Annotated in this window: 22 protein-coding genes; 15 read left to right on the plus strand and 7 right to left on the minus strand. The window is 61.7% G+C overall.

What is annotated here, in order from left to right:
- Nucleotides 1-203: 203 nt before the first annotated feature.
- The 3 genes from rho to hemE all read right to left on the minus strand — a co-directional run bounded on the left by rho (nt 204) and on the right by hemE (nt 3,227).
- Entirely contained in the window at nt 204-1,469 is a 1,266-nt protein-coding gene (rho, locus tag RCO31_RS33380; RefSeq protein ID WP_308972702.1) for a transcription termination factor Rho, read from the minus strand.
- Between the two features lie 297 nt (nt 1,470-1,766).
- Nucleotides 1,767-2,189 (minus strand): protoporphyrinogen oxidase HemJ, encoded by a 423-nt coding sequence (hemJ, locus tag RCO31_RS33385; RefSeq protein ID WP_308972703.1) that lies wholly within the window; start codon nt 2,187-2,189, stop codon nt 1,767-1,769.
- 9 nt (nt 2,190-2,198) lie between these two features.
- The gene (gene hemE / locus RCO31_RS33390; protein ID WP_308972704.1) at nt 2,199-3,227 is read right to left on the minus strand and encodes a uroporphyrinogen decarboxylase; all 1,029 of its coding nucleotides are present in this window, start codon (nt 3,225-3,227) and stop codon (nt 2,199-2,201) included.
- A gap of 405 nt (nt 3,228-3,632) precedes the next feature.
- Between hemE and RCO31_RS33395 the strand changes: the two genes are divergently transcribed.
- Genes RCO31_RS33395 through dnaQ form a run of 4 tightly spaced genes read left to right on the plus strand, consistent with a single transcriptional unit; the run spans nt 3,633 to nt 6,437 of the window.
- On the plus strand, nt 3,633-4,478 hold the full coding sequence (locus tag RCO31_RS33395) for a pyruvate, water dikinase regulatory protein (protein ID WP_374991572.1): 846 nt from the start codon (nt 3,633-3,635) through the stop codon (nt 4,476-4,478).
- Nucleotides 4,475-5,083, plus strand: coding sequence for a Maf family nucleotide pyrophosphatase (locus RCO31_RS33400; RefSeq protein WP_308972705.1), 609 nt, complete (start codon nt 4,475-4,477; stop codon nt 5,081-5,083). Before RCO31_RS33395 ends, RCO31_RS33400 begins: the two co-directional genes overlap by 4 nt.
- 18 nt (nt 5,084-5,101) lie before the next feature.
- Nucleotides 5,102-5,710, plus strand: coding sequence for a dephospho-CoA kinase (gene coaE, locus RCO31_RS33405; RefSeq protein WP_308972706.1), 609 nt, complete (start codon nt 5,102-5,104; stop codon nt 5,708-5,710).
- Nucleotides 5,711-5,750: 40 nt separating this feature from the next.
- On the plus strand, nt 5,751-6,437 hold the full coding sequence (gene dnaQ / locus RCO31_RS33410; protein WP_308972707.1) for a DNA polymerase III subunit epsilon: 687 nt from the start codon (nt 5,751-5,753) through the stop codon (nt 6,435-6,437).
- A gap of 168 nt (nt 6,438-6,605) precedes the next feature.
- On the opposite strand, the gene secB is transcribed toward dnaQ, so the two are convergent.
- Complete coding sequence (secB, locus tag RCO31_RS33415) at nt 6,606-7,088, minus strand: protein-export chaperone SecB (RefSeq protein WP_308972708.1); 483 nt, start codon at nt 7,086-7,088, stop codon at nt 6,606-6,608.
- A gap of 668 nt (nt 7,089-7,756) precedes the next feature.
- Between secB and RCO31_RS33420 the strand changes: the two genes are divergently transcribed.
- The 3 genes from RCO31_RS33420 (at nt 7,757) to RCO31_RS33430 (ending at nt 10,519) form a co-directional block, all read left to right on the plus strand.
- On the plus strand, nt 7,757-8,473 hold the full coding sequence (locus tag RCO31_RS33420; protein WP_308972709.1) for a Tim44/TimA family putative adaptor protein: 717 nt from the start codon (nt 7,757-7,759) through the stop codon (nt 8,471-8,473).
- 100 nt (nt 8,474-8,573) lie between these two features.
- Nucleotides 8,574-9,953: an MltA domain-containing protein gene (locus RCO31_RS33425; protein WP_308972721.1), complete on the plus strand. Its 1,380-nt coding sequence runs from the start codon at nt 8,574-8,576 to the stop codon at nt 9,951-9,953.
- Nucleotides 9,950-10,519, plus strand: coding sequence for a Smr/MutS family protein (locus RCO31_RS33430; RefSeq protein WP_308972710.1), 570 nt, complete (start codon nt 9,950-9,952; stop codon nt 10,517-10,519). Before RCO31_RS33425 ends, RCO31_RS33430 begins: the two co-directional genes overlap by 4 nt.
- 120 nt (nt 10,520-10,639) lie before the next feature.
- Here the strand turns inward: RCO31_RS33430 and hslU are convergent, their stop codons facing one another.
- Genes hslU through hslV form a run of 3 tightly spaced genes read right to left on the minus strand, consistent with a single transcriptional unit; the run spans nt 10,640 to nt 13,162 of the window.
- The gene (gene hslU, locus RCO31_RS33435; RefSeq protein WP_308972711.1) at nt 10,640-11,941 is read right to left on the minus strand and encodes an ATP-dependent protease ATPase subunit HslU; all 1,302 of its coding nucleotides are present in this window, start codon (nt 11,939-11,941) and stop codon (nt 10,640-10,642) included.
- Between the two features lie 39 nt (nt 11,942-11,980).
- On the minus strand, nt 11,981-12,598 hold the full coding sequence (locus RCO31_RS33440; protein WP_374991573.1) for a DUF2585 domain-containing protein: 618 nt from the start codon (nt 12,596-12,598) through the stop codon (nt 11,981-11,983).
- Nucleotides 12,599-12,601: 3 nt separating this feature from the next.
- Nucleotides 12,602-13,162, minus strand: coding sequence for an ATP-dependent protease subunit HslV (hslV, locus tag RCO31_RS33445; RefSeq protein WP_308972712.1), 561 nt, complete (start codon nt 13,160-13,162; stop codon nt 12,602-12,604).
- Nucleotides 13,163-13,364: 202 nt separating this feature from the next.
- On the opposite strand from hslV, the gene hisB reads away from it, so the two are divergent.
- From hisB to coaA, 8 genes are all read left to right on the plus strand, one after another.
- The gene (gene hisB, locus RCO31_RS33450) at nt 13,365-13,958 is read left to right on the plus strand and encodes an imidazoleglycerol-phosphate dehydratase HisB (RefSeq protein ID WP_308972713.1); all 594 of its coding nucleotides are present in this window, start codon (nt 13,365-13,367) and stop codon (nt 13,956-13,958) included.
- Nucleotides 13,959-14,025: 67 nt separating this feature from the next.
- Nucleotides 14,026-14,523, plus strand: a complete 498-nt coding sequence (locus tag RCO31_RS33455; RefSeq protein WP_308972714.1) for a DUF2628 domain-containing protein — start codon at nt 14,026-14,028, stop codon at nt 14,521-14,523.
- Nucleotides 14,520-15,170 carry an imidazole glycerol phosphate synthase subunit HisH gene (hisH, locus tag RCO31_RS33460; protein WP_308972715.1) on the plus strand — a complete coding sequence of 217 codons (651 nt, stop codon included), beginning with the start codon at nt 14,520-14,522 and terminating at the stop codon, nt 15,168-15,170. The genes RCO31_RS33455 and hisH overlap by 4 nt, the downstream gene beginning before the upstream one ends.
- On the plus strand, nt 15,158-15,922 hold the full coding sequence (gene hisA / locus RCO31_RS33465; RefSeq protein WP_308972716.1) for a 1-(5-phosphoribosyl)-5-[(5-phosphoribosylamino)methylideneamino]imidazole-4-carboxamide isomerase: 765 nt from the start codon (nt 15,158-15,160) through the stop codon (nt 15,920-15,922). The genes hisH and hisA overlap by 13 nt, the downstream gene beginning before the upstream one ends.
- Nucleotides 15,922-16,161, plus strand: a complete 240-nt coding sequence (locus tag RCO31_RS33470; RefSeq protein ID WP_308972717.1) for a hypothetical protein — start codon at nt 15,922-15,924, stop codon at nt 16,159-16,161. Before hisA ends, RCO31_RS33470 begins: the two co-directional genes overlap by 1 nt.
- 10 nt (nt 16,162-16,171) lie before the next feature.
- Nucleotides 16,172-16,948 (plus strand): imidazole glycerol phosphate synthase subunit HisF, encoded by a 777-nt coding sequence (hisF, locus tag RCO31_RS33475; protein ID WP_308972718.1) that lies wholly within the window; start codon nt 16,172-16,174, stop codon nt 16,946-16,948.
- Nucleotides 16,949-17,114: 166 nt separating this feature from the next.
- Nucleotides 17,115-17,438 (plus strand): phosphoribosyl-ATP diphosphatase, encoded by a 324-nt coding sequence (locus tag RCO31_RS33480; protein WP_308972719.1) that lies wholly within the window; start codon nt 17,115-17,117, stop codon nt 17,436-17,438.
- Nucleotides 17,439-17,452: 14 nt separating this feature from the next.
- On the plus strand, nt 17,453-18,406 hold the full coding sequence (coaA, locus tag RCO31_RS33485; RefSeq protein ID WP_308972723.1) for a type I pantothenate kinase: 954 nt from the start codon (nt 17,453-17,455) through the stop codon (nt 18,404-18,406).
- Nucleotides 18,407-18,474: the final 68 nt, after the last annotated feature.

Here is an 18,474-nt window from a genome sequence, read left to right on the forward strand (position 1 = left end):
GTATCCCAGAGCGCCGGAGCTTAGATCGCTGACGCTGCGGTGTACTGGATGCCCGCCGGAGCCTGTCCTCGGGCCGGGCTTCGCGCGGACCCAGGGGCCGGGCACGACGACGGAGATTCGGCTTAAAATCATTACGCCGTAACGCGGGATTTCCTCTCATCCCCACCTGTGTCTGCGCGAGCAACCTGCTCGCGCAGCACCGCTCACGTGTTCATCGACTCGAAGAACTCGCCGTTGGTCTTGGTGTTGCGCAACTTGTCCAGCAGGAAGTCGATCGCATCCATCGTGCCCATCGGATTGAGGATACGGCGCAGCACATACATCTTCTTGAGCTGCTGCGGATCGGTGAGCAGCTCTTCCTTGCGGGTACCGGAGCGGGTGATGTCGATCGCCGGGAACGTCCGCTTGTCCGCGACCTTGCGATCGAGGATCAGCTCCGAGTTACCGGTGCCTTTGAACTCCTCGAAGATGACTTCGTCCATGCGGCTGCCGGTATCGATCAACGCCGTTGCGATGATCGTCAACGATCCGCCTTCCTCGATATTGCGTGCGGCACCAAAGAAGCGCTTCGGCCGTTGCAGCGCGTTGGCATCGACGCCGCCGGTCAGCACCTTGCCTGATGACGGCACGACGGTGTTGTAGGCCCGACCCAGGCGAGTGATCGAATCGAGCAGGATGACGACGTCACGTCCGTGCTCCACCAGGCGCTTGGCCTTTTCGATCACCATCTCGGCAACAGCCACGTGCCGCGTCGCCGGCTCGTCGAAAGTTGACGAAACGACCTCGCCCTTCACTGAGCGCTGCATATCGGTGACTTCTTCCGGACGCTCGTCGATCAGAAGCACGATCAGATAGCATTCCGGGTGATTGGCGGTGATCGCGTGTGCGATGTTCTGCAACAGGACGGTCTTGCCGGTGCGCGGCGGCGACACGATCAGTGCGCGCTGACCCTTGCCGATCGGCGCTACGATATCGATGACCCGCGCCGACAGGTCCTTCTTGGTCGGATCCTCGTGCTCCATCTTCAACCGCTCGTCGGGATAGAGAGGCGTCAGGTTGTCAAAGTTAACCTTATGCTTCGACTTCTCCGGGTCCTCGAAGTTGAGCGAATTGACCTTGAGCAGCGCGAAGTAGCGCTCGCCTTCCTTCGGCGAGCGGATCTGCCCGTCGAGCGTGTCGCCGGTGCGCAGGCCGAACCGGCGGATCTGTGACGGCGAGACGTAGATGTCGTCAGGGCCAGGCAGGTAGTTGGCATCTGGTGAGCGGAGAAAGCCGAAACCGTCCGGCAGCACCTCGACCACACCTTCACCGATGATGTCGGTTTCCTGGATCGCGAGCTGTTTAAGGATCGCGAACATCAACTCTTGCTTGCGCATCGTCGAGGCATTCTCGACCCCGGACTCTTCGGCGAACGACACAAGTTCGGCGGGGGATTTGGCCTTGAGGTCCTGAAGCTTCATTTCCGGCATAGGGGTAGTCCTGTGGAAAATTTTCAGCGCCGGGGTTCAAAATGACCAAATGCGGCGCGGGAAGAGGAGGGAGGGGGTCGCAGAGTCTGGATGCAGATCGTCGAGCTTTAAGAAGTTCCAAGATCAGGTCTTCTAAGGTGATCGGTCCCGACGGGGCCTTGAACCTGATGCGACAGCCGGTCTGCCGAGAGGGGACCGGGCCACATCCGCCTGCGTTCGGTGGGATACGTCGAAAATATATTCAAGCAGCGCGACTTACGCAAGGTAGCGGGATCGCCGTCGCCCACAGATAAACGGTCAAAACGGCTTTACGATTACCAAAATGACGATACCGACCATTAAGACTGCAGGTACTTCATTGATAATACGATAAAATTTCTGACTCCGGGTATTCCGGTCGGCATCAAATTCGCGCCAGCAACGCACCAGGAAGCCGTGCAGCGCCGACAGCAGGATGACCAGCGCAAACTTGGCATGCATCCAGCCCGCCGCGTACCAGCCTCCGAGCCAGACCAGTGCCAGCCCGAGCAACCAGGTCAGAATCATCGCCGGATTGATGATGGCCTTCAGAAGGCGCCGCTCCATGACCTTGAACGTTTCGGACTGCTTCGATCCGATCTGCGCATCACAGTGATAGACGAACAACCGCGGCAGATAGAGCATCCCCGCCATCCATGAGATGACGGCAATGACGTGAAAGGCCTTCACCCACTCGTACATCGCTGCTTCCTATTGTCCCCGCACTCGGTGGAGCATCCGCTCCACATGCGCGATCGGCGTTGCCGGCAGGATGCCGTGACCCAAATTGAAGATGAAGCGGCCTTTCCCAAAATCGTGCAGGATGACATCGACCGCACGATCAAGCGCATCGCCGCCAACCAGCAGTGCAAGAGGATCAAGATTTCCCTGGACTGCAACGCGAGCCTGTACGCGCTCGCGAATGAACGTCCGGTCGGCCGTCCAGTCGACGCTGACGGCGTTCACCGGCACACCATCCACATATTCTGAAAGCAGGTGCCCCGCGCCGCGCGGAAATCCAATGACCCGCGCGTTCGGCACCTTCCGCCGAAGCTCGCTGACAATCTCTGCAGCCGGCGCAATGCACCAGCGCCTGAACTCTTCCGGCGGCAGCACACCCGCCCAGGTGTCGAACAGCTGCACGGCTTCGACGCCTGCTTCGAACTGCTTCTCGAGGTAGACTACTGAGTTCTCGATCAGGCGGTCGATCAGCTTCGCAAACGCTTTCGGCTGTTCGTAGGCAAATATGCGGGCCGGTGCCTGGTCGCTGGTGCCATGACCGGCAATCATGTAGGTCGCGACCGTCCAGGGAGCGCCGCAAAATCCGATGAAGGCCGTCCTCTCATCGAGTTGCGGCTTCACCTGCCGCACCGTCTGATAGATCGGCGAGAGGATCGCTTGATCCACCATGCGCGGCAATCGATCGATCGCGTGTTCGTTCGTGAGCGGATCCAGGCGAGGGCCTTCGCCCGCCTCGAACCTCACTGTTTGGCCCAGCGCATGCGGGATAACCAGAATGTCGGAAAACAGGATCGCCCCATCGAATTGAAACCTGCGAATCGGCTGCAGCGTGATCTCGGCGGCAAGTTCCGGCGTAAAGCAGAGTTTCATGAACGAGCCCGCCTGCTCCCGCAGCGCGCGATACTCCGGCAGATAGCGGCCCGCCTGCCGCATCATCCAGACGGGCGGTGTGGCCGTACGCTGTCCATCCAGCACGTTCAGAAAAGCGTTGCTCACCAAGGTTTCCTCAAGGGGCTCTTCTCTTAAAACTATCTATTTCAAGATTCTAGTTAGTAGCTGTTAGGCCGTGGATTTGACTCACGACTCGAAGCCCAGGACTTATCCAGCGATCATCCACACCCTCCCGCGACTGTGCCCATATTCAACAGGGCCGTCATCGAGCCAAATAACATCGGCTTTATCGGCTTCCTGCTGCATTGCTGGTCCGAATATCAAGAGACAAGTCCACATAACCCCATTATCATCGTTTCCGGAGCCTGAAATTGTCCCCGCGAGGGTGTTTGTGAACGACTTTGCCGCTTATCCCGCTCGGGAATACCGACGAATGGATTTGCGTCGATTCCTCAACATCAATTCACAATCCATGCCGATATCCGAGGATGACCGACCGGATCGCCTGTTGCCATGATTGTCTCGTCTGCCAGCTATTTCCACTTGCATATGGTGTCCGATTCCACCGGCGAAACGCTGATCACTGTCGCGCGTGCCGTCGCCGCCCAGTACACGAATGTGACGCCGATCGAGCATGTCTATCCGCTGGTGCGAAGTCAGAAGCAGCTCGACCGGGTTCTGAGCGAGATCGAGGAATCGCCAGGCATCGTGCTGTTCACCTTGCTGGACGACGAGCTCGTGGACCGGCTGCAGAAGAAATGCACGGAGATCAATATCCCGAGCCTCTCGATCATCGGGCCGGTGCTGCAATTGTTCCAGGCCTATCTCGGTGCGGAAACCTCCCACCGAGTCGGCGCGCAGCACGTGCTGAACGCGGAGTACTTCAAACGGATTGATGCGCTGAACTACACGATGCTGCACGACGATGGTCAGCACACCGAAGGATTGGAAGAAGCGGAGGTCGTGCTCGTTGGCGTGTCGCGAACGTCGAAGACGCCGACGTCGATCTATCTTGCCAACCGCGGCATTCGCACCGCGAACATTCCGCTTGTTCCAGGCATACCGCTTCCGGCGGAATTGGAGACCCTCACACGGCCGTTGATCGTCAGCCTGCATGCGACGCCGGAGCGCTTGATCCAGGTCCGGCAAAATCGCCTGCTCGGTCTTGGTGCACAACAGATGGACAGCGACTCTTATGTCGACAAGCAGTCGGTCACGGACGAGGTCATGTTTGCCCGCAAGCTCAGCGCAAGGCATGGCTGGGCGCAACTCGACGTTACGCGTCGCTCCATTGAGGAGACTGCTGCCGCCATCATCAAGCTTCTGTCCGATCGGCAACGCCAGCGGAGTTCGCCATGACGCTGTGGTCCGACGACAGACCGCTTGTTCTTGCCTCGCAAAGCAAGTCCCGACAGGCGTTATTGAAGGGTGCCGGTATCCCATTCGAAGCGATACCTGCAGACATCGATGAGCGCGCAATCCAGCTCGCATCAGAGCTGAAGGATGCCGCCGCGATTGCGACCCTGCTTGCCAAGTCGAAAGCGCTGTACGTCGCATCGCGCAATGCTGGACGTTTTGTGGTTGGCGCCGACCAGACCCTGTCGCTGAAAGACAGGCTCTTCAACAAGCCAGCCGACCGCACTCAGGCGGCCGACCAGATTCGATCGCTGGCCGGCAAAACGCACGAATTGCATTCTGCAATTGCATTGGCAAAAGATGAGCGAATTCTGTTTGCGCATGTTGCAGTGGCGCGAATGACCATGCGCAGCTTCAGCGAAGCGATGATCGACAATTATCTTGATGCGGCTGGCGATGCGGTGACGACCAGTGTCGGGGCCTATCAACTTGAGGGTCTCGGGGTGCACCTGTTCGAACGCATCGAGGGCGATCATTTTACGATCCTCGGATTGCCATTATTGCCGCTGCTCGCGTCCTTGCGCGACATGGGCCTCGTTGCCGAATAACAAGAACAAGAGAAGCAGATGCGGATCATTGGATTGACCGGGTCGATCGGGATGGGCAAGTCGACCACCATGCAACTATTCGCGGATCAGGGTGTACCGGTCTACGACGCGGACGCCGCCGTGCATGCCGTCTATGCGGGTGAAGCTGCGCCGGCGGTTGAGGCAGCGTTCCCGGGCACGACCCGCGATGGCAAGGTCGATCGTCAGAAGCTTTCGGCCAAGGTGCTGGGACATCCAGAGGAGTTGAAGCGACTGGAGCAGATCGTGCATCCGATGCTCGGCGCCCATCGCAAGAGGTTCCTCGACGATGCGGAAAGGGCCGGAGCGCCCGTCGTGGTGCTCGACGTGCCGCTGCTGTTCGAAACAGGCGGCGAAAAGCGCGTCGACGCTGTGGTCGTCGTGTCGGCGCCGGCCGAGATCCAGCGCGCTCGCGTGCTGGCGCGCGAGAACATGACTCAGGACAAGCTGGACGCAATCCTGGCGCGACAAACGCCCGACGTAGAAAAACGCGCCCGCGCCGACTTTGTCGTGGATACATCTTCTGGAATAGAGCCGGTGAGCGCCCGGATTCGCGACATCCTCGCCGAAGTCGTTAAGATGCCGATCAGACGGCGTGATTCGGCCTGATCAACGCCGCTGATGGTCTTCATCCTGCGCGAACTGGATCATGCGCGAAATTGTTCTCGATACTGAAACGACGGGGCTCGATCCGCTGCGCGGGGATCGTCTGGTCGAGATCGGCTGCGTCGAGATCTTCAACCGCATGCCGACCGGGCAAACATTCCATCGCTACATCAATCCGCAGCGTGAGATGTCGAAGGAGGCTTTCGACGTCCACGGCCTGTCGACTGAATTTCTTGCAGACAAGCCGGTGTTCTCGGCCATCGCCGAAGAGTTCCTGGAATTCGTCGGCGAGGCGCCGTTGGTAATCCACAACGCATCGTTCGACATCGGCTTCATCAACGCCGAGCTCGAAAGAACTGCGCGCACGCCGATTCCTCGCGAACGGCTGGTCGATACACTGCTGCTCGCGCGCCGAAAGCATCCCGGCGTTTCCAACCGCCTGGACGACCTCTGCTCGCGCTACGCGATCGACAACTCACACCGGACCAAGCATGGCGCTCTGTTGGATGCGGAGCTATTGGCCGAGGTGTACATCGACCTGATCGGTGCTCGTCAGTCGCAGCTCATTCTGGCGGAGAGAGTCGAGATCCGCGTCGGCACACAGGCTGATGCGCCGCGACGGCAGCGGATGGAACCGCTGTTGCCACGACTGTCTGAGTCAGAGCTGGCCGCTCACCAGGCCTTCGTCGCGACGCTCGGCGACAAGGCGCTGTGGGGCGAGTACGCCTAGCGCCCGGTTCTAAGGTTCGCATTGCTTTGCGGCCGCCGCCTGTCTGCGAACGACCGAGCGTGACAGGACATCACCGGCAAGTTTGTGCGCATTCCGGGTTTGACGTCGTACCGAGAACTCGCGTCATGCCGGTACGAACGTCGGACCCGGCCGATCAGATCGAACGGCTCAGCTTGGCTGCTGTTGCTGCTGCGTCGTCTGGGCGGCCAGATTCTGCCGGTACAATCCGACAAAGTCGACCGGGTCGAGCAGCAGCGGCGGAAACCCGCCATCCCGCACCGAGGTGGCGATGATCTCGCGGGCGAACGGGAACAACAGCCGCGGACATTCGATCATGACCACAGGGTGAAGGTTCTCCTGTGGAACGTTCTGAATGCGGAACACGCCGGCATAGGCTAGTTCGAAATTGAACAAAACCATGTCACCAATTTCGGCCTTCCCCTCGATCGAGAGCGTGACCTCGTAATCCTGCTCCGCGACGGCATTGGCTCCGACGTTGATCTGGATATTGATCGCAGGCTGCTGTTGCTGCGGCCCCAGCGAACGCGGCGCGTTGGGGTTCTCGAACGAGAGATCCTTGGTGTACTGCACTAGGACGTTCAACTGCGGGGCCGGGACGTCAGATCGGGGCGAACCATTGCCATTGGTCATTTGAATGCGTCTCCTGCGGGAGCTGGTGTCCCGATTCTAACGTTCGTATCGCTTGGCTGCCCTCGTCTGCGAACGTTAGAACCCAGAGGGAGGCCAGCAACTTTATGAAGCTAGTGCGCTTTTTCGATCCGACGCTTGCGCTGATGACTGGCGGGCAGCGCTGGTCCGAACATCAATCCAGCGCACTAGCGCCCTGATTGCGGCGAGTGGCTAACACAGGGCTCCGGTCGGGGACAAGGACGCTCGTGTCCCGTCCAACGCTTGCATCATGCGCATCAGGTCCGGGCGGGCTCACGAGCAACTTTGTGAGGCTCGTGTGCGTTGACGTTCGTATGCGGGGCCAGCCGCAAGCCGGTACGAACGTCAAATCCAGCACGCTGGCCTGCATCTGCAAAAGGTTGGCCGGTGCCACCGGATGGTCTAGAATTCGGCAGATTTGGCGCCCATGTCCGCGGAAGAGAGCGAACCGGCCCCGTGGGCGGAGCCTGAAGAAGTCGCCAGAGCCTAAAGAAAAACGCGTCAATTTGCGCAGCCGCCAGGGACCAATCGGCCGACGGCGGGGTTGGCTCAGTCAAGGTTCAGGCTTACATGGAGGTGTGCTGCGGATGGCCTGAGCGGATCGTACTGTGCGCAGGCCGGCACACCGCCGACTGGAAGGTACACGCGACGTGGATATCTACACCATCATCTTTCTGGCGCTGGCCGTCTTCATCTTTTTGCGGTTGCGCAGCGTCCTCGGCCAGCGCACCGGGAGCGAGCGGCCGCCCTACGACCGGCCCGCACGAGATGTTTTGCAGGGCCGCGGCGGTGATGCGTCCCGCGGTGACAACGTCGTGCCGATTCCGGGCACGATCATCGACCAGGCGCCGCTGGCACCCGCCGATCCTGCGCCGACCTCCGAGCGGTGGAAGGGAACTGCCGAGCCGGGCTCCGATCTCGCTCGCGGTCTCGACGGCATTGCCAAGGAGGACTCTTCTTTCGATCCGAAGCATTTCGTTGCCGGCGCCAAGGGCGCCTATGAGATGATCGTGATGGCGTTCGCCCAAGGTGATCGGCGCACGCTGAAGGATCTGCTGTCGCCGGAAGTCTTCGAAAGCTTCGACGGTGCGATCCGCGAGCGCGAGCAGCGTGGCGAGCGGATGGAGCGCAAGTTCGTGGGCATCGACAAGGCCGAGATCGTCGGCGCCGACCTGCGTGGCCGCGTAGCGAGCCTTACAGTGCGCTTCGTTTCGCAGATGATCTCGGTGACTAGCGACAAGGCTGGCGCGGTCGTCGACGGCAGCCCGGAATCGATCACCGATGTCACCGATGTCTGGACGTTCTCCCGCGATATGGCCTCGCGCGATCCGAACTGGAGGCTGGTTGGCACCGAAGGCGGGCAGTAAACGCTCGCGCCGTTGGTGGTATGCCAGCACTCTCAGTCTGTTCCTGTGCGGCCCGCTCCTGATATCGCCTGCCGCCTTCGCCAAGCGCGGCGGCGCGCCGATGCCGCTTGAGATCGCCGGCAGTCAATATGAACCGCTAAAATGGGCGGACATCCCGGGCTGGGCCGAGGATGACCAACAGGCCGCTTTCGAGACTTTCCTAGCAAGCTGCAAACCGATCGTCGCGCGGCGCGAACCGCCGAAGGAGCCGAAAGCGCTCGGCTCCTCGCTCAGCGAGCCATGCCGCGCAGCGCGCGCGGCGCACGTCAGGAGCAGCGACGAGGCGCGTGCCTTCTTCGAGCGGCATTTCGTACCCTTGCGCATCTCGCGCCTTGGTGAAACTGAGGGTCTTGTCACCGGTTACTATGAGCCGGTGCTCGAGGGTTCGCGCACCTACAGCGAGCAGTTTCCGGTGCCCGTCTATCGCCGGCCGTCGAACCTGTTCGTTCGCGGCGTGCGCTCGAGCACGGCAAGCTTGCCAAACAAGGGCGACGTGTTTCGCAAGATCGGCCGCCGCAAGCTCGTGCCGTACTACGATCGCGCGGAGATCGAGGATGGCATCCTGAGCGGACGCGGCCTGGAAATCTGCTACGTCAAGAACTTCACCGAGCTGCTGTTCATGCAGATTCAGGGATCGGCGCGCATCAAGCTCGAGGATGGATCGGTTATCCGCATCAACTATGATTCCCACAATGGCCAGGCTTACACGCCGGTGGGCCGCATCCTGATCGAGCGCAACATCATTGCGCGCGAGGACATGTCGATGCAGCGTATCCGCGACTACATGGCTAGCAACCCGGACCTTGCAAAGGAACTCCGTCGGCAGAACAAGGCCTATGTGTTCTTTCGCGAGGTCCAGTTGTCCGACAAGGACGAAGCCATCGGTGCGCAGGGGATTCCGCTGACCGCAGGCCGCTCGATTGCCGTCGATCGCCTGCTGCACGTCTACGGCACGCCGTTCTTCATCGAAGCCAAGCTGCCAATCGAGTCCGAACGATCGCAAACGCCCTTTCGCCGGTTGATGGTGTCGCAAGACACGGGCTCTGCGATCGTCGGTCCGGCGCGCGCAGATATCTACTTCGGCGCCGGCGCGGAGGCCGGTCGCATTTCCGGCCGATTGAAGCACGGCGCGCGCTTCATCATGCTGGTGCCGAAAGGCCTTGATCCTGTGGCTGCCGGCAAGCGGATGATCCTGCCGGACGCGCGGCCGTCCGCCAAAATTGCCAAGCTGTTTCCGCCTGCGAAGGACGCACCGAAAGAGGGGCCCAGCGAGGCCCCCAAGAACACGCAGCCGAAGGGTGACAACAAGCAGACGCCCGTGGCGGACTCGAAGGATGGAACGGTTGCGACCGATGCGGCGCCTGCCGCCGTTCCGTTGCCACAGGCCCGTCCCGACGGGCCGCCTCCGCGCCGCAAGACCTTTCGCCGTTACCTCCGATGAGGAAAGTGCTGCCGGCGCACGGGCGCAAGCGCGCGTTGAGCGAGGAAGAAAAAGCGCTGTGGCATGCGGTTGCGAAATCAACAACGCCGCTGCGTCGCCGCAAGCGCATCGTTCCTGACGACGTCGAGAGTGATGCTGCAGAAGCCATTCAGCAGCCTTCCCGGTCAATCAAGCCGGCCGCGGTGCGACGATCCGTGGCACCGGTTGCTCAACCTTCACTGCCGCCGCTGGCGCCACTTGGACGACGGCAGCGGTCGCGACTTGCCAAAGGACGCAACCAGATCGACGCCAGGCTCGACCTGCATGGCATGACCCAGGCACGGGCGCATCGAACGCTGACTGCCTTCCTGCAACGTGCGCACGGCGACGGTGCGACGTTCGTTCTGATCATTACCGGAAAGGGCCGTGCATCCGCAGCCGAAGGCGAACGCGGCATCCTGCGGCGCCAGGTGCCGCTCTGGCTCGGCCTGCCGGAACTGCGCAGCCTGATCGTCGGATTCGAGGAAGCGCACATCGGCCATGGCGGCGAGGGCGCGCTTTACGTGCGATTGCGGCGGACGCGATAGCGACGAAGCCATCTGGGCCGCGCACGAGACAACGCCGCGCTGGATTGCCTCCCTTCAGCCGAGCGAACCGATGCCGTTCGTCGAACGGCAATGGCGCGCAATAACGAAGACGCTCGTCAGCTAAAGAATGAACCGGCTCAGATCCGCATTCTTGGCGAGATCACCAATGTGCTTGTTCACATAGGCCGCGTCGATGCGGATGGTTTCTCCGTGGCGGTCGGGAGCCGCGAATGAAATCTCGTCCAGCACCCGCTCCATGACGGTCTGCAGCCGCCGCGCCCCGATATTCTCAACCGTGCTGTTGACGCCGACGGCCACGTCAGCGATGGCGTCGATCGCGTCGGCGGCGAACTCAAGGTTGACACCCTCGGTCTGCATCAGTGCGACGTACTGCTTGATCAGCGAGGCTTCAGGTTCGGTGAGGATGCGCCGAAAGTCGTCGCGCGTCAGCGCCTGCAGCTCGACCCGGATCGGCAGGCGGCCCTGTAGTTCCGGCAGCAGGTCGGAGGGCTTGGCGATATGAAAGGCGCCTGACGCGATGAACAGGATATGATCGGTCTTCACCGCGCCGTGCTTGGTGGTGACCGTCGTACCCTCGATCAGCGGCAGAAGATCCCGCTGCACGCCTTCGCGTGATACGTCGCCGCCGACGCGTTCACCGCGGGCGCAGATCTTGTCGATCTCGTCGAGGAACACGATGCCGTTGTTCTCGACGACGTGGATCGCTTCCTGAACCAGCTGCTCGGTATCCAGCAGCTTGTCGGATTCCTCCGCAACGAGGATCTCATGGGAATCGGCGACAGTAATGCGCCGCGTGCGGGTGCGGCCCCCGAGCTTGCCGAATATGTCTCCGATGGAGATCGCGCCGATCTGTGCGCCGGGCATGCCGGGGATCTCGAACGTCGGCATGCCGCCGGACGTCTGCGTCTCGACTTCGATCTCCTTGTCGTTCAGTTCGCCGGCGCGAAGCTTGCGACGAAACGAATCGCGCGTGGCGGCACTGGCATTGGCGCCGACCAGCGCATCGAGCACGCGTTCCTCGGCGGCCACCTCCGCGCGCGCTCTTACATCCTTGCGCTTGCGCTCGCGGGTCTGGGCGATGGCGACCTCGACGAGGTCGCGAACGATCTGTTCGACGTCGCGGCCGACGTAGCCGACCTCGGTGAACTTGGTCGCTTCGACCTTGATAAACGGCGCGCCCGCAAGCTTGGCGAGGCGGCGCGAGATTTCGGTCTTGCCGACGCCGGTTGGGCCGATCATCAAGATGTTCTTCGGCAGCACCTCTTCCCGCAGTGTGCCGTCGAGCTGCAGCCGGCGCCACCGGTTTCGCAACGCGATCGAAACCGCGCGCTTGGCGTCCGCCTGCCCAACGATGAAGCGGTCGAGTTCGGAGACGATTTCGCGGGGAGAGAAGTCGGTCATGTCGGCTAATTATTGTCCCGTTGTGGCTTGCGCAAGCAGCTAGATGATCGGCGGTCCACTCTGCCATTGGCGAATGGTGTCATTCGGGTAGATCAGCATGATGACGTTCAGAAGGAGGTTGTCGCGGATGTGGAGGCCGACGGCGATCTCGAACACCAGCACCAGCGCGATCGTGAATGCTACCGGCAGTTTCATGGCGAGCAGAAAGCCCGCAATCATGAAGGCCATGTCGGCGACGGAATTGACGATGCTGTCGCCGTAATAGTCGAGCGACACCGTTGCCGTACGGTAGCGATCGATGATGAAACTCGAGTTTTCGATCAGCTCCCAGCCGCCTTCGATCACCATCGCGATCAGGAGCCGTATGGTCCAGTCGGTGCGTGGCAGCACGAAGCGGGTGGCCGCGTAGAACAGGAATCCGTGGATCACATGGGAGAATGTGTACCAGTCGGCGATCTGTTGGGAATTCTCCGAGCTTTGCACCACACCATGCCACAGCTTTATGGTGCCACAGGCGCAGATCGGAAGACGGCCCATCCAGAATAGCAGCGCAGCCTGCAGCGCGATCAATGCTGCGACCGCGAGCGATGTCTGCATCAGGCTGAGCTTGGCGCCGGATGGCCTCGCGACGTCAACCGCGGTCGAACTCGTGGACATCGCTCAGGCCGCCGGCAGCGTTTCGATCGTCAAATTCCGGTTGGTGTAGACGCAGATGTCGGCGGCGATATCCAGTGCACGACGCACGATCGCCTCTGCGTCCTTGTCGCTGTCGGCAAGTGCCCGGGCTGCCGCGAGGGCGTAGTTGCCGCCGGAGCCGATCGCCATCAGCCCGCCCTCCGGTTCGAGCACGTCGCCGGTGCCGGTCAGCACCAGCGACACGTCCTTGTCTGCGACAATCATCATCGCCTCGAGCCGCCGAAGGTAGCGATCGGTGCGCCAGTCCTTCGCAAGCTCGACGGACGCGCGGGTCAATTGTCCGGGATACTGCTCCAGCTTGCTTTCCAGCCGCTCGAAAAGCGTGAAGGCATCGGCGGTTGCGCCGGCAAAGCCGCCGATGACGTCCCCCTTGCCGAGCTTGCGGACTTTTTTGGCGTTCGACTTGATGACTGTCTGACCGATCGACACCTGGCCGTCGCCGCCGATCACCACCTTGCCGCCCTTGCGGACCGTGACGATGGTCGTGCCGTGCCACGTGAGCTGGGCGGATTGCGGTGCTTGCATGAGCGGGTCCCTCTAAACGGCAGATCTAGACATGATGTTTGCGGCTTCAAGCGCAAGCCTTCAATTCAAGCCCTGCGCAGTGATCCGGTCACCATAGCGGCAAATGGGCCGCAAAATGGGTCAGTAGGGACACTAGCCGGTGGCGAAAGCCGATTTCGCCTGTTAAAAGACCCCCGTTTTTCAGGCGGAGAGCGAGCTTTTCATGCGCAAGGCGACGATCAAGCGCAAGACGAAAGAGACGGATATCGAGGTCAGCGTCAACCTCGACGGCACCGGCGCGTCCGCGTCGGCAACCGGCATCGGATTCTTCGATCATATGCTTGACCTGCTCGCCCGCCATTCGCGCATCGACATCGCGGTCAAGGCGGATGGCGATCTGCATGTCGATCACCATCACACCACGGAAGACGTCGGCATCGCGCTCGGCCAGGCGGTGAGGCAGGCGCTCGGCGATATGAAGGGCATCACCCGCTACGCCAGCGTGCACATGCCGATGGATGAAACCCTGTCGCGCGTGGTGATCGACATCTCGGGACGGCCGTTGCTGGTGTTCAACGTTGCCTTCGCACGGGACAAGATCGGCGAATTCGATACGGACCTCGTGCGCGAGTGGTTCCACGCGTTCGCGATGAATGCCGGCATCACACTGCACGTTGAAACGCTGTATGGCGAGAACGGCCACCATATCGCCGAGTCATGCTTCAAAGGGCTGGCGCGGGCGCTGCGAATGGCGGTCGCCATCGACCCGAAGGCCGCTGGCGAAGTGCCCTCGACCAAAGGTTCGCTAGGCGCCTAGCCTAGCCGGGTTCACGGCGCCGGTCGTCGACGAACGAGTTAGTTGTAATGTTTGTGAGATGACAAACATGCCGGTCTACACAGTTCATGCACCATCCGCTCCGGAAGCGCTTGGGGATACGGACAGGTTTGTCTTCCTGCGCGACGGCTTCCATTTCTGGGCGATGGTGTTCGGCCCGATCTGGTTGATCTGGCACCGCTTGTGGCTGGTGCTGATCGGCTACCTCGCCGTAAGCGTTGTGGTTGGCAGCGCCCTGGCGCTGCTCGGGGCGTCGTCTGGTGTGCGCACCCTCGTGTTGCTGTTGCTCGCGATCCTGATGGGTCTGGAAGCGGGCAGCCTTCGGCGCTGGACCTATTCGCGGGGAAAGTGGCGGCAGATCGACTTTGTCGTTGCCGATGACGAGGAGGCTGCCGAACGGCGCTTCTTCGATCGCTGGACCGAACAACAGGACGCGGCGTTGCCGCCCACCTACACCGTGCCGACGGCGCCCAACCAGCCGCGGGCGCCGTCCTCGGCGCCGCAGGGCATCATCGGTCTGTTCCCTGAGCCCGGAGGATCGCGATGACTGTCGCTATCATCGACTACGGCTCGGGCAACCTGCATTCGGCGGCGAAAGCCTTCGAGCGGGCTTCGCGGAGCATGGAGCGTCCCGCGCCGGTTCTGGTCACTCGCGATCCGGATCGTGTCTGGCGCGCAGACCGGGTCGTGCTGCCGGGCGTTGGTGCGTTTGCTGACTGCCGCAAGGGCCTCGACGCGCTGGACGGCATGGTTCAGGCCCTGAACGAAGTCGTGCGCGACAAGGCGCGCCCGTTCTTCGGCATCTGCGTCGGCATGCAGCTGATGGCCGAGCGCGGGCGCGAGTATGTCGTGACCGAAGGCCTTGGCTGGCTTGCCGGCGACGTCGAAAAGATCGTGCCCAACGACGAAGGCCTGAAGATTCCGCACATGGGCTGGAACACGCTCGAGCCTCTGCGCGAGCATCCGCTGCTGGACAGGCTGCCGCTCGGCGACCAGGGGCGCCATGCCTACTTCGTGCATTCCTACCACCTGAAGGCGGCAAACGAGGCGGACGTGCTGGCGCGCGCGAGCTATGGCGGCCCGGTGACCGCGATTGTCGCGAAGGATACCGCTGTCGGCACGCAGTTTCATCCCGAGAAGAGCCAGCGCTTCGGGCTCGCGCTGATCGCCAACTTTCTGAAGTGGAAGCCGTGATCCTCTTTCCCGCCATCGATCTCAAGAACGGCGAATGCGTGCGGCTCGAACAGGGCGACATGGCGCGGGCGACCGTGTTCAACACGAATCCCGCGGCACAAGCGTGCGCGTTTGAGCAGCAGGGATTCGAGTATCTGCATGTCGTCGATCTCGACGGCGCGTTTGCCGGCAAGCCGGTCAACGCCCTGGCTGTCGAGGCGATGCTGAACGCCGTGTCGATGCCGGTGCAGCTCGGCGGCGGCATACGCGACATGAAGACGGTCGAAGGCTGGCTGGGCAAGGGTATCGCCCGCGTCATCATCGGCACTGCCGCGGTGCGTGATCCCGCCTTCGTCAAGGAAGCGGCAAGAACGCATCCCGGCCGCGTGGCCGTCGGCCTTGACGCGCGTGACGGCAAGGTCGCGGTCGAAGGCTGGGCGGAGACCTCGCAAGTCACTGCGTTGGAGATCGCGAAACGATTTGAGGACGCAGGCGTCGCGGCAATCATCTTCACCGACATTGCACGCGACGGGTTGCTGAAGGGCCTGAACCTAGACGCAACGATTGCGCTTGCGGACGGTGTTTCCATTCCGGTGATCGCTTCGGGCGGGCTCGCCTCGCTGGACGACGTCAAGGCGCTGCTGGCGCCGCGCGCGCAGAAGCTCGCAGGCGCGATCTCGGGCCGTGCCCTTTACGACGGCCGTCTCGATCCGGCTGCGGCCATCGCCCTGATCAAGCGCTCCGGCGTCGCCCGGCGCGCAGGCCTGTCGTGATGGACAATCGGCAGCCGAACCCGCGGACGGACAAGCTGGCGCCAACGTTTGAAAAGGCGTTGACCCCGATCTTCGTGTTTGCATTACCCAATGCGATCGTGTGCTGGACCGCAGCATGGGTGTTCAAGGAGACGTACGCGTTTTCCGCATTGCTGTTGAGCCTCGGCGCCTTCCCGATCGTCGTCGCCGTGTGTGCGTATCTGCTGGTTCTGGTCAACAAAGTCGGGCGCGGGAGCTGAACGAAGGCCGATGTTCAAGGTTCGTGTCATTCCCTGTCTCGACGTGAAGGACGGTCGAGTCGTCAAGGGTGTCAATTTCGTCGATCTGCGCGACGCCGGTGACCCGGTGGAAGCGGCGATCGCCTACGATGCCGCCGGTGCAGATGAGCTGACGTTTCTCGACATCACCGCAAGCCATGAGAATCGCGGCACCATGCTCGACGTGGTGCGGCGGACGGCGGAGGCCTGCTTCATGCCGCTGACGGTCGGCGGCGGAGTGCGCACGCTCGAGGACATTCGCGTGCTGTTGAGTTCGGGTGCTGACAAGGTCTCGATCAACACTGCGGCCGTGCACCGGCGTGATTTCGTCAAGGAAGCCGCGGAGAAATTCGGCGATCAATGCGTGGTGGTCGCGATCGACGCCAAGCGCGTAACCCGCGCGGGCGGTTCCGACCGCTGGGAGATCTTCACCCATGGCGGACGAAAAGCCACCGGGATCGACGCGATCGAATATGCGCAGGAGGTGGTTTCGCTCGGAGCGGGCGAAATTCTGCTGACTTCCATGGATCGCGACGGCACCCGCCAGGGGTTCGATATTCCTTTGACCCGCGCCATCGCTGATAGTGTGACAGTACCAGTGATAGCCTCGGGCGGCGTCGGCAATCTCGACCACTTGGTGGAAGGCATCCGCGACGGCCACGCGACGGCGGTGCTGGCGGCCTCGATTTTTCACTTCGGCGAGCACACGGTTCGGGCGGCGAAGGAACATATGCTGCGTGCGGGCTTACCGATGCGGCTGGACCCGTAAGGCCCTGGTCCGGTCCTTGCCGGATCGGGATCAGCGCTCAAGCTTCGGTTTGGGCATGATCTTAGCCGAAAGCCTACCTCCAGTTTTCGGATCTAGCCTTAATTCTTAAATTCTGTCGGGACTTTGCGCTCCCCGGGGTGCTGGCGGGATGGTAAAAGACACCACGATGACACGCTTTACGATCCATGATCTTGCCGCGACAATCGACGCCCGCGCAACCGCGAGCGGCGATGTGTCATACACGCGCAAGCTGCTCGACAAGGGTCCGGCCCATTGTGCGAAGAAGTTCGGTGAGGAAGCGGTCGAAACCGTGATCGCTGCGGTGGAAGGCGACAAGAATGCGCTCGTCGCTGAAAGCGCGGACGTGATCTACCACCTGCTCGTTCTGCTGAAATCCCGCGGCCTTGCACTTGCCGATGTCGAGGCCGCGCTGGCCCAGCGGACGGGCATGTCGGGTCTGGAAGAAAAAGCAGCACGCAAGCGCCAATGAGAAGTAACGCACTCATGGATGTGAGAGCCGAACAGCATTATACGCCCTATCGCACCTTCACGCGCGAAGAGTGGGCAGCCAAACGTGACGACACGCCGATGACGCTCGCCGCAAGCGAAGTCGCCGCGCTGCGGTCGCTGCACGACCGGCTCGACATCCGCGAGGTCGAGGAGATCTATCTGCCGCTGTCGCGCCTGTTGTCGCTCTATGTCGAGGCGACCCAGGAGCTGTTCGTCGCGCAGAAGCGGTTTCTGCACTCCGACGAGCCGAAGATGCCTTTCATCATCGGCGTCGCAGGGTCGCCGGCCGTCGGCAAGTCGACCACCGCGCGCGTGCTGCAGGCGCTGCTGAAGCGCTGGCCGCCAAAACCGAAGGTCGATCTGGTGACGACCGATGGATTCCTCTACCCGACTGCCGTGCTCGAGCGGGAAGGGCTGATGCAGAAGAAAGGCTTTCCCGAAAGCTACGACCTGCCGACGCTGCTGTCGTTCCTGAGCGATATCAAGGCCGGCCGCCGACCGGTGCGCGCGCCGATCTATTCGCACATCACTTACGACATTGTTCCGAACGAATGGGTGCAGATCGACCGGCCGGACATCCTGATCGTCGAAGGCTTGAACGTTCTGCAAGCCGGCCGGCTGCCGCGTGACGGCAAGGCGATCCCTTACGTGTCAGATTTTTTCGACTTCTCCGTCTACATCGATGCGGAAGAGCCGGTATTGCGGAAATGGTATGTCGAGCGTTTCCTCGCGCTGCGTGATACAGCGTTCCACGATCCACGTTCGTATTTCCGTCGCTATGCCAATCTTTCGGACGAGGAAGCGACGGAAGTTGCGCTGTCGATCTGGAAGGAGATCAACCTCAAGAATCTGGTTGAGAACATCCTGCCGACGCGGCCGCGTGCGACGCTGATCCTGAAGAAGGGCGGCGACCACGTTATCGAGGCCGTCTCGCTGCGCAGGCTCTAGTGTCGTGGATCAGAAATTCGCGCCATCGTTGCCGCGAGTCCATCGTGCGAATTTCTGATCCATAAACG

Source organism: Bradyrhizobium sp. LHD-71, assembly GCF_031157255.1.
Taxonomy (GTDB): Bacteria; Pseudomonadota; Alphaproteobacteria; order Rhizobiales; family Xanthobacteraceae; genus P52-10.

What these genes read in the sequence shown, in the direction of transcription:
- RCO31_RS33440 (WP_374991573.1), bottom strand. Translation starts at nt 12,598, where the DNA reads ATGTCCACGAGTTCGACCGCGGTTGACGTCGCGAGGCCATCCGGCGCC.
- hisF (WP_308972718.1), top strand. Translation starts at nt 16,172, where the DNA reads ATGTTCAAGGTTCGTGTCATTCCCTGTCTCGACGTGAAGGACGGTCGA.
- coaA (WP_308972723.1), top strand. Translation starts at nt 17,453, where the DNA reads ATGGATGTGAGAGCCGAACAGCATTATACGCCCTATCGCACCTTCACG.
- RCO31_RS33455 (WP_308972714.1), top strand. Translation starts at nt 14,026, where the DNA reads ATGCCGGTCTACACAGTTCATGCACCATCCGCTCCGGAAGCGCTTGGG.
- RCO31_RS33470 (WP_308972717.1), top strand. Translation starts at nt 15,922, where the DNA reads ATGGACAATCGGCAGCCGAACCCGCGGACGGACAAGCTGGCGCCAACG.
- rho (WP_308972702.1), bottom strand. Translation starts at nt 1,469, where the DNA reads ATGCCGGAAATGAAGCTTCAGGACCTCAAGGCCAAATCCCCCGCCGAA.
- RCO31_RS33395 (WP_374991572.1), top strand. Translation starts at nt 3,633, where the DNA reads ATGATTGTCTCGTCTGCCAGCTATTTCCACTTGCATATGGTGTCCGAT.
- RCO31_RS33400 (WP_308972705.1), top strand. Translation starts at nt 4,475, where the DNA reads ATGACGCTGTGGTCCGACGACAGACCGCTTGTTCTTGCCTCGCAAAGC.
- hisH (WP_308972715.1), top strand. Translation starts at nt 14,520, where the DNA reads ATGACTGTCGCTATCATCGACTACGGCTCGGGCAACCTGCATTCGGCG.
- secB (WP_308972708.1), bottom strand. Translation starts at nt 7,088, where the DNA reads ATGACCAATGGCAATGGTTCGCCCCGATCTGACGTCCCGGCCCCGCAG.
- RCO31_RS33430 (WP_308972710.1), top strand. Translation starts at nt 9,950, where the DNA reads ATGAGGAAAGTGCTGCCGGCGCACGGGCGCAAGCGCGCGTTGAGCGAG.
- dnaQ (WP_308972707.1), top strand. Translation starts at nt 5,751, where the DNA reads ATGCGCGAAATTGTTCTCGATACTGAAACGACGGGGCTCGATCCGCTG.
- RCO31_RS33480 (WP_308972719.1), top strand. Translation starts at nt 17,115, where the DNA reads ATGACACGCTTTACGATCCATGATCTTGCCGCGACAATCGACGCCCGC.
- hslU (WP_308972711.1), bottom strand. Translation starts at nt 11,941, where the DNA reads ATGACCGACTTCTCTCCCCGCGAAATCGTCTCCGAACTCGACCGCTTC.
- coaE (WP_308972706.1), top strand. Translation starts at nt 5,102, where the DNA reads ATGCGGATCATTGGATTGACCGGGTCGATCGGGATGGGCAAGTCGACC.
- hslV (WP_308972712.1), bottom strand. Translation starts at nt 13,162, where the DNA reads ATGCAAGCACCGCAATCCGCCCAGCTCACGTGGCACGGCACGACCATC.
- hisB (WP_308972713.1), top strand. Translation starts at nt 13,365, where the DNA reads ATGCGCAAGGCGACGATCAAGCGCAAGACGAAAGAGACGGATATCGAG.
- hemJ (WP_308972703.1), bottom strand. Translation starts at nt 2,189, where the DNA reads ATGTACGAGTGGGTGAAGGCCTTTCACGTCATTGCCGTCATCTCATGG.
- RCO31_RS33425 (WP_308972721.1), top strand. Translation starts at nt 8,574, where the DNA reads ATGCCGCTTGAGATCGCCGGCAGTCAATATGAACCGCTAAAATGGGCG.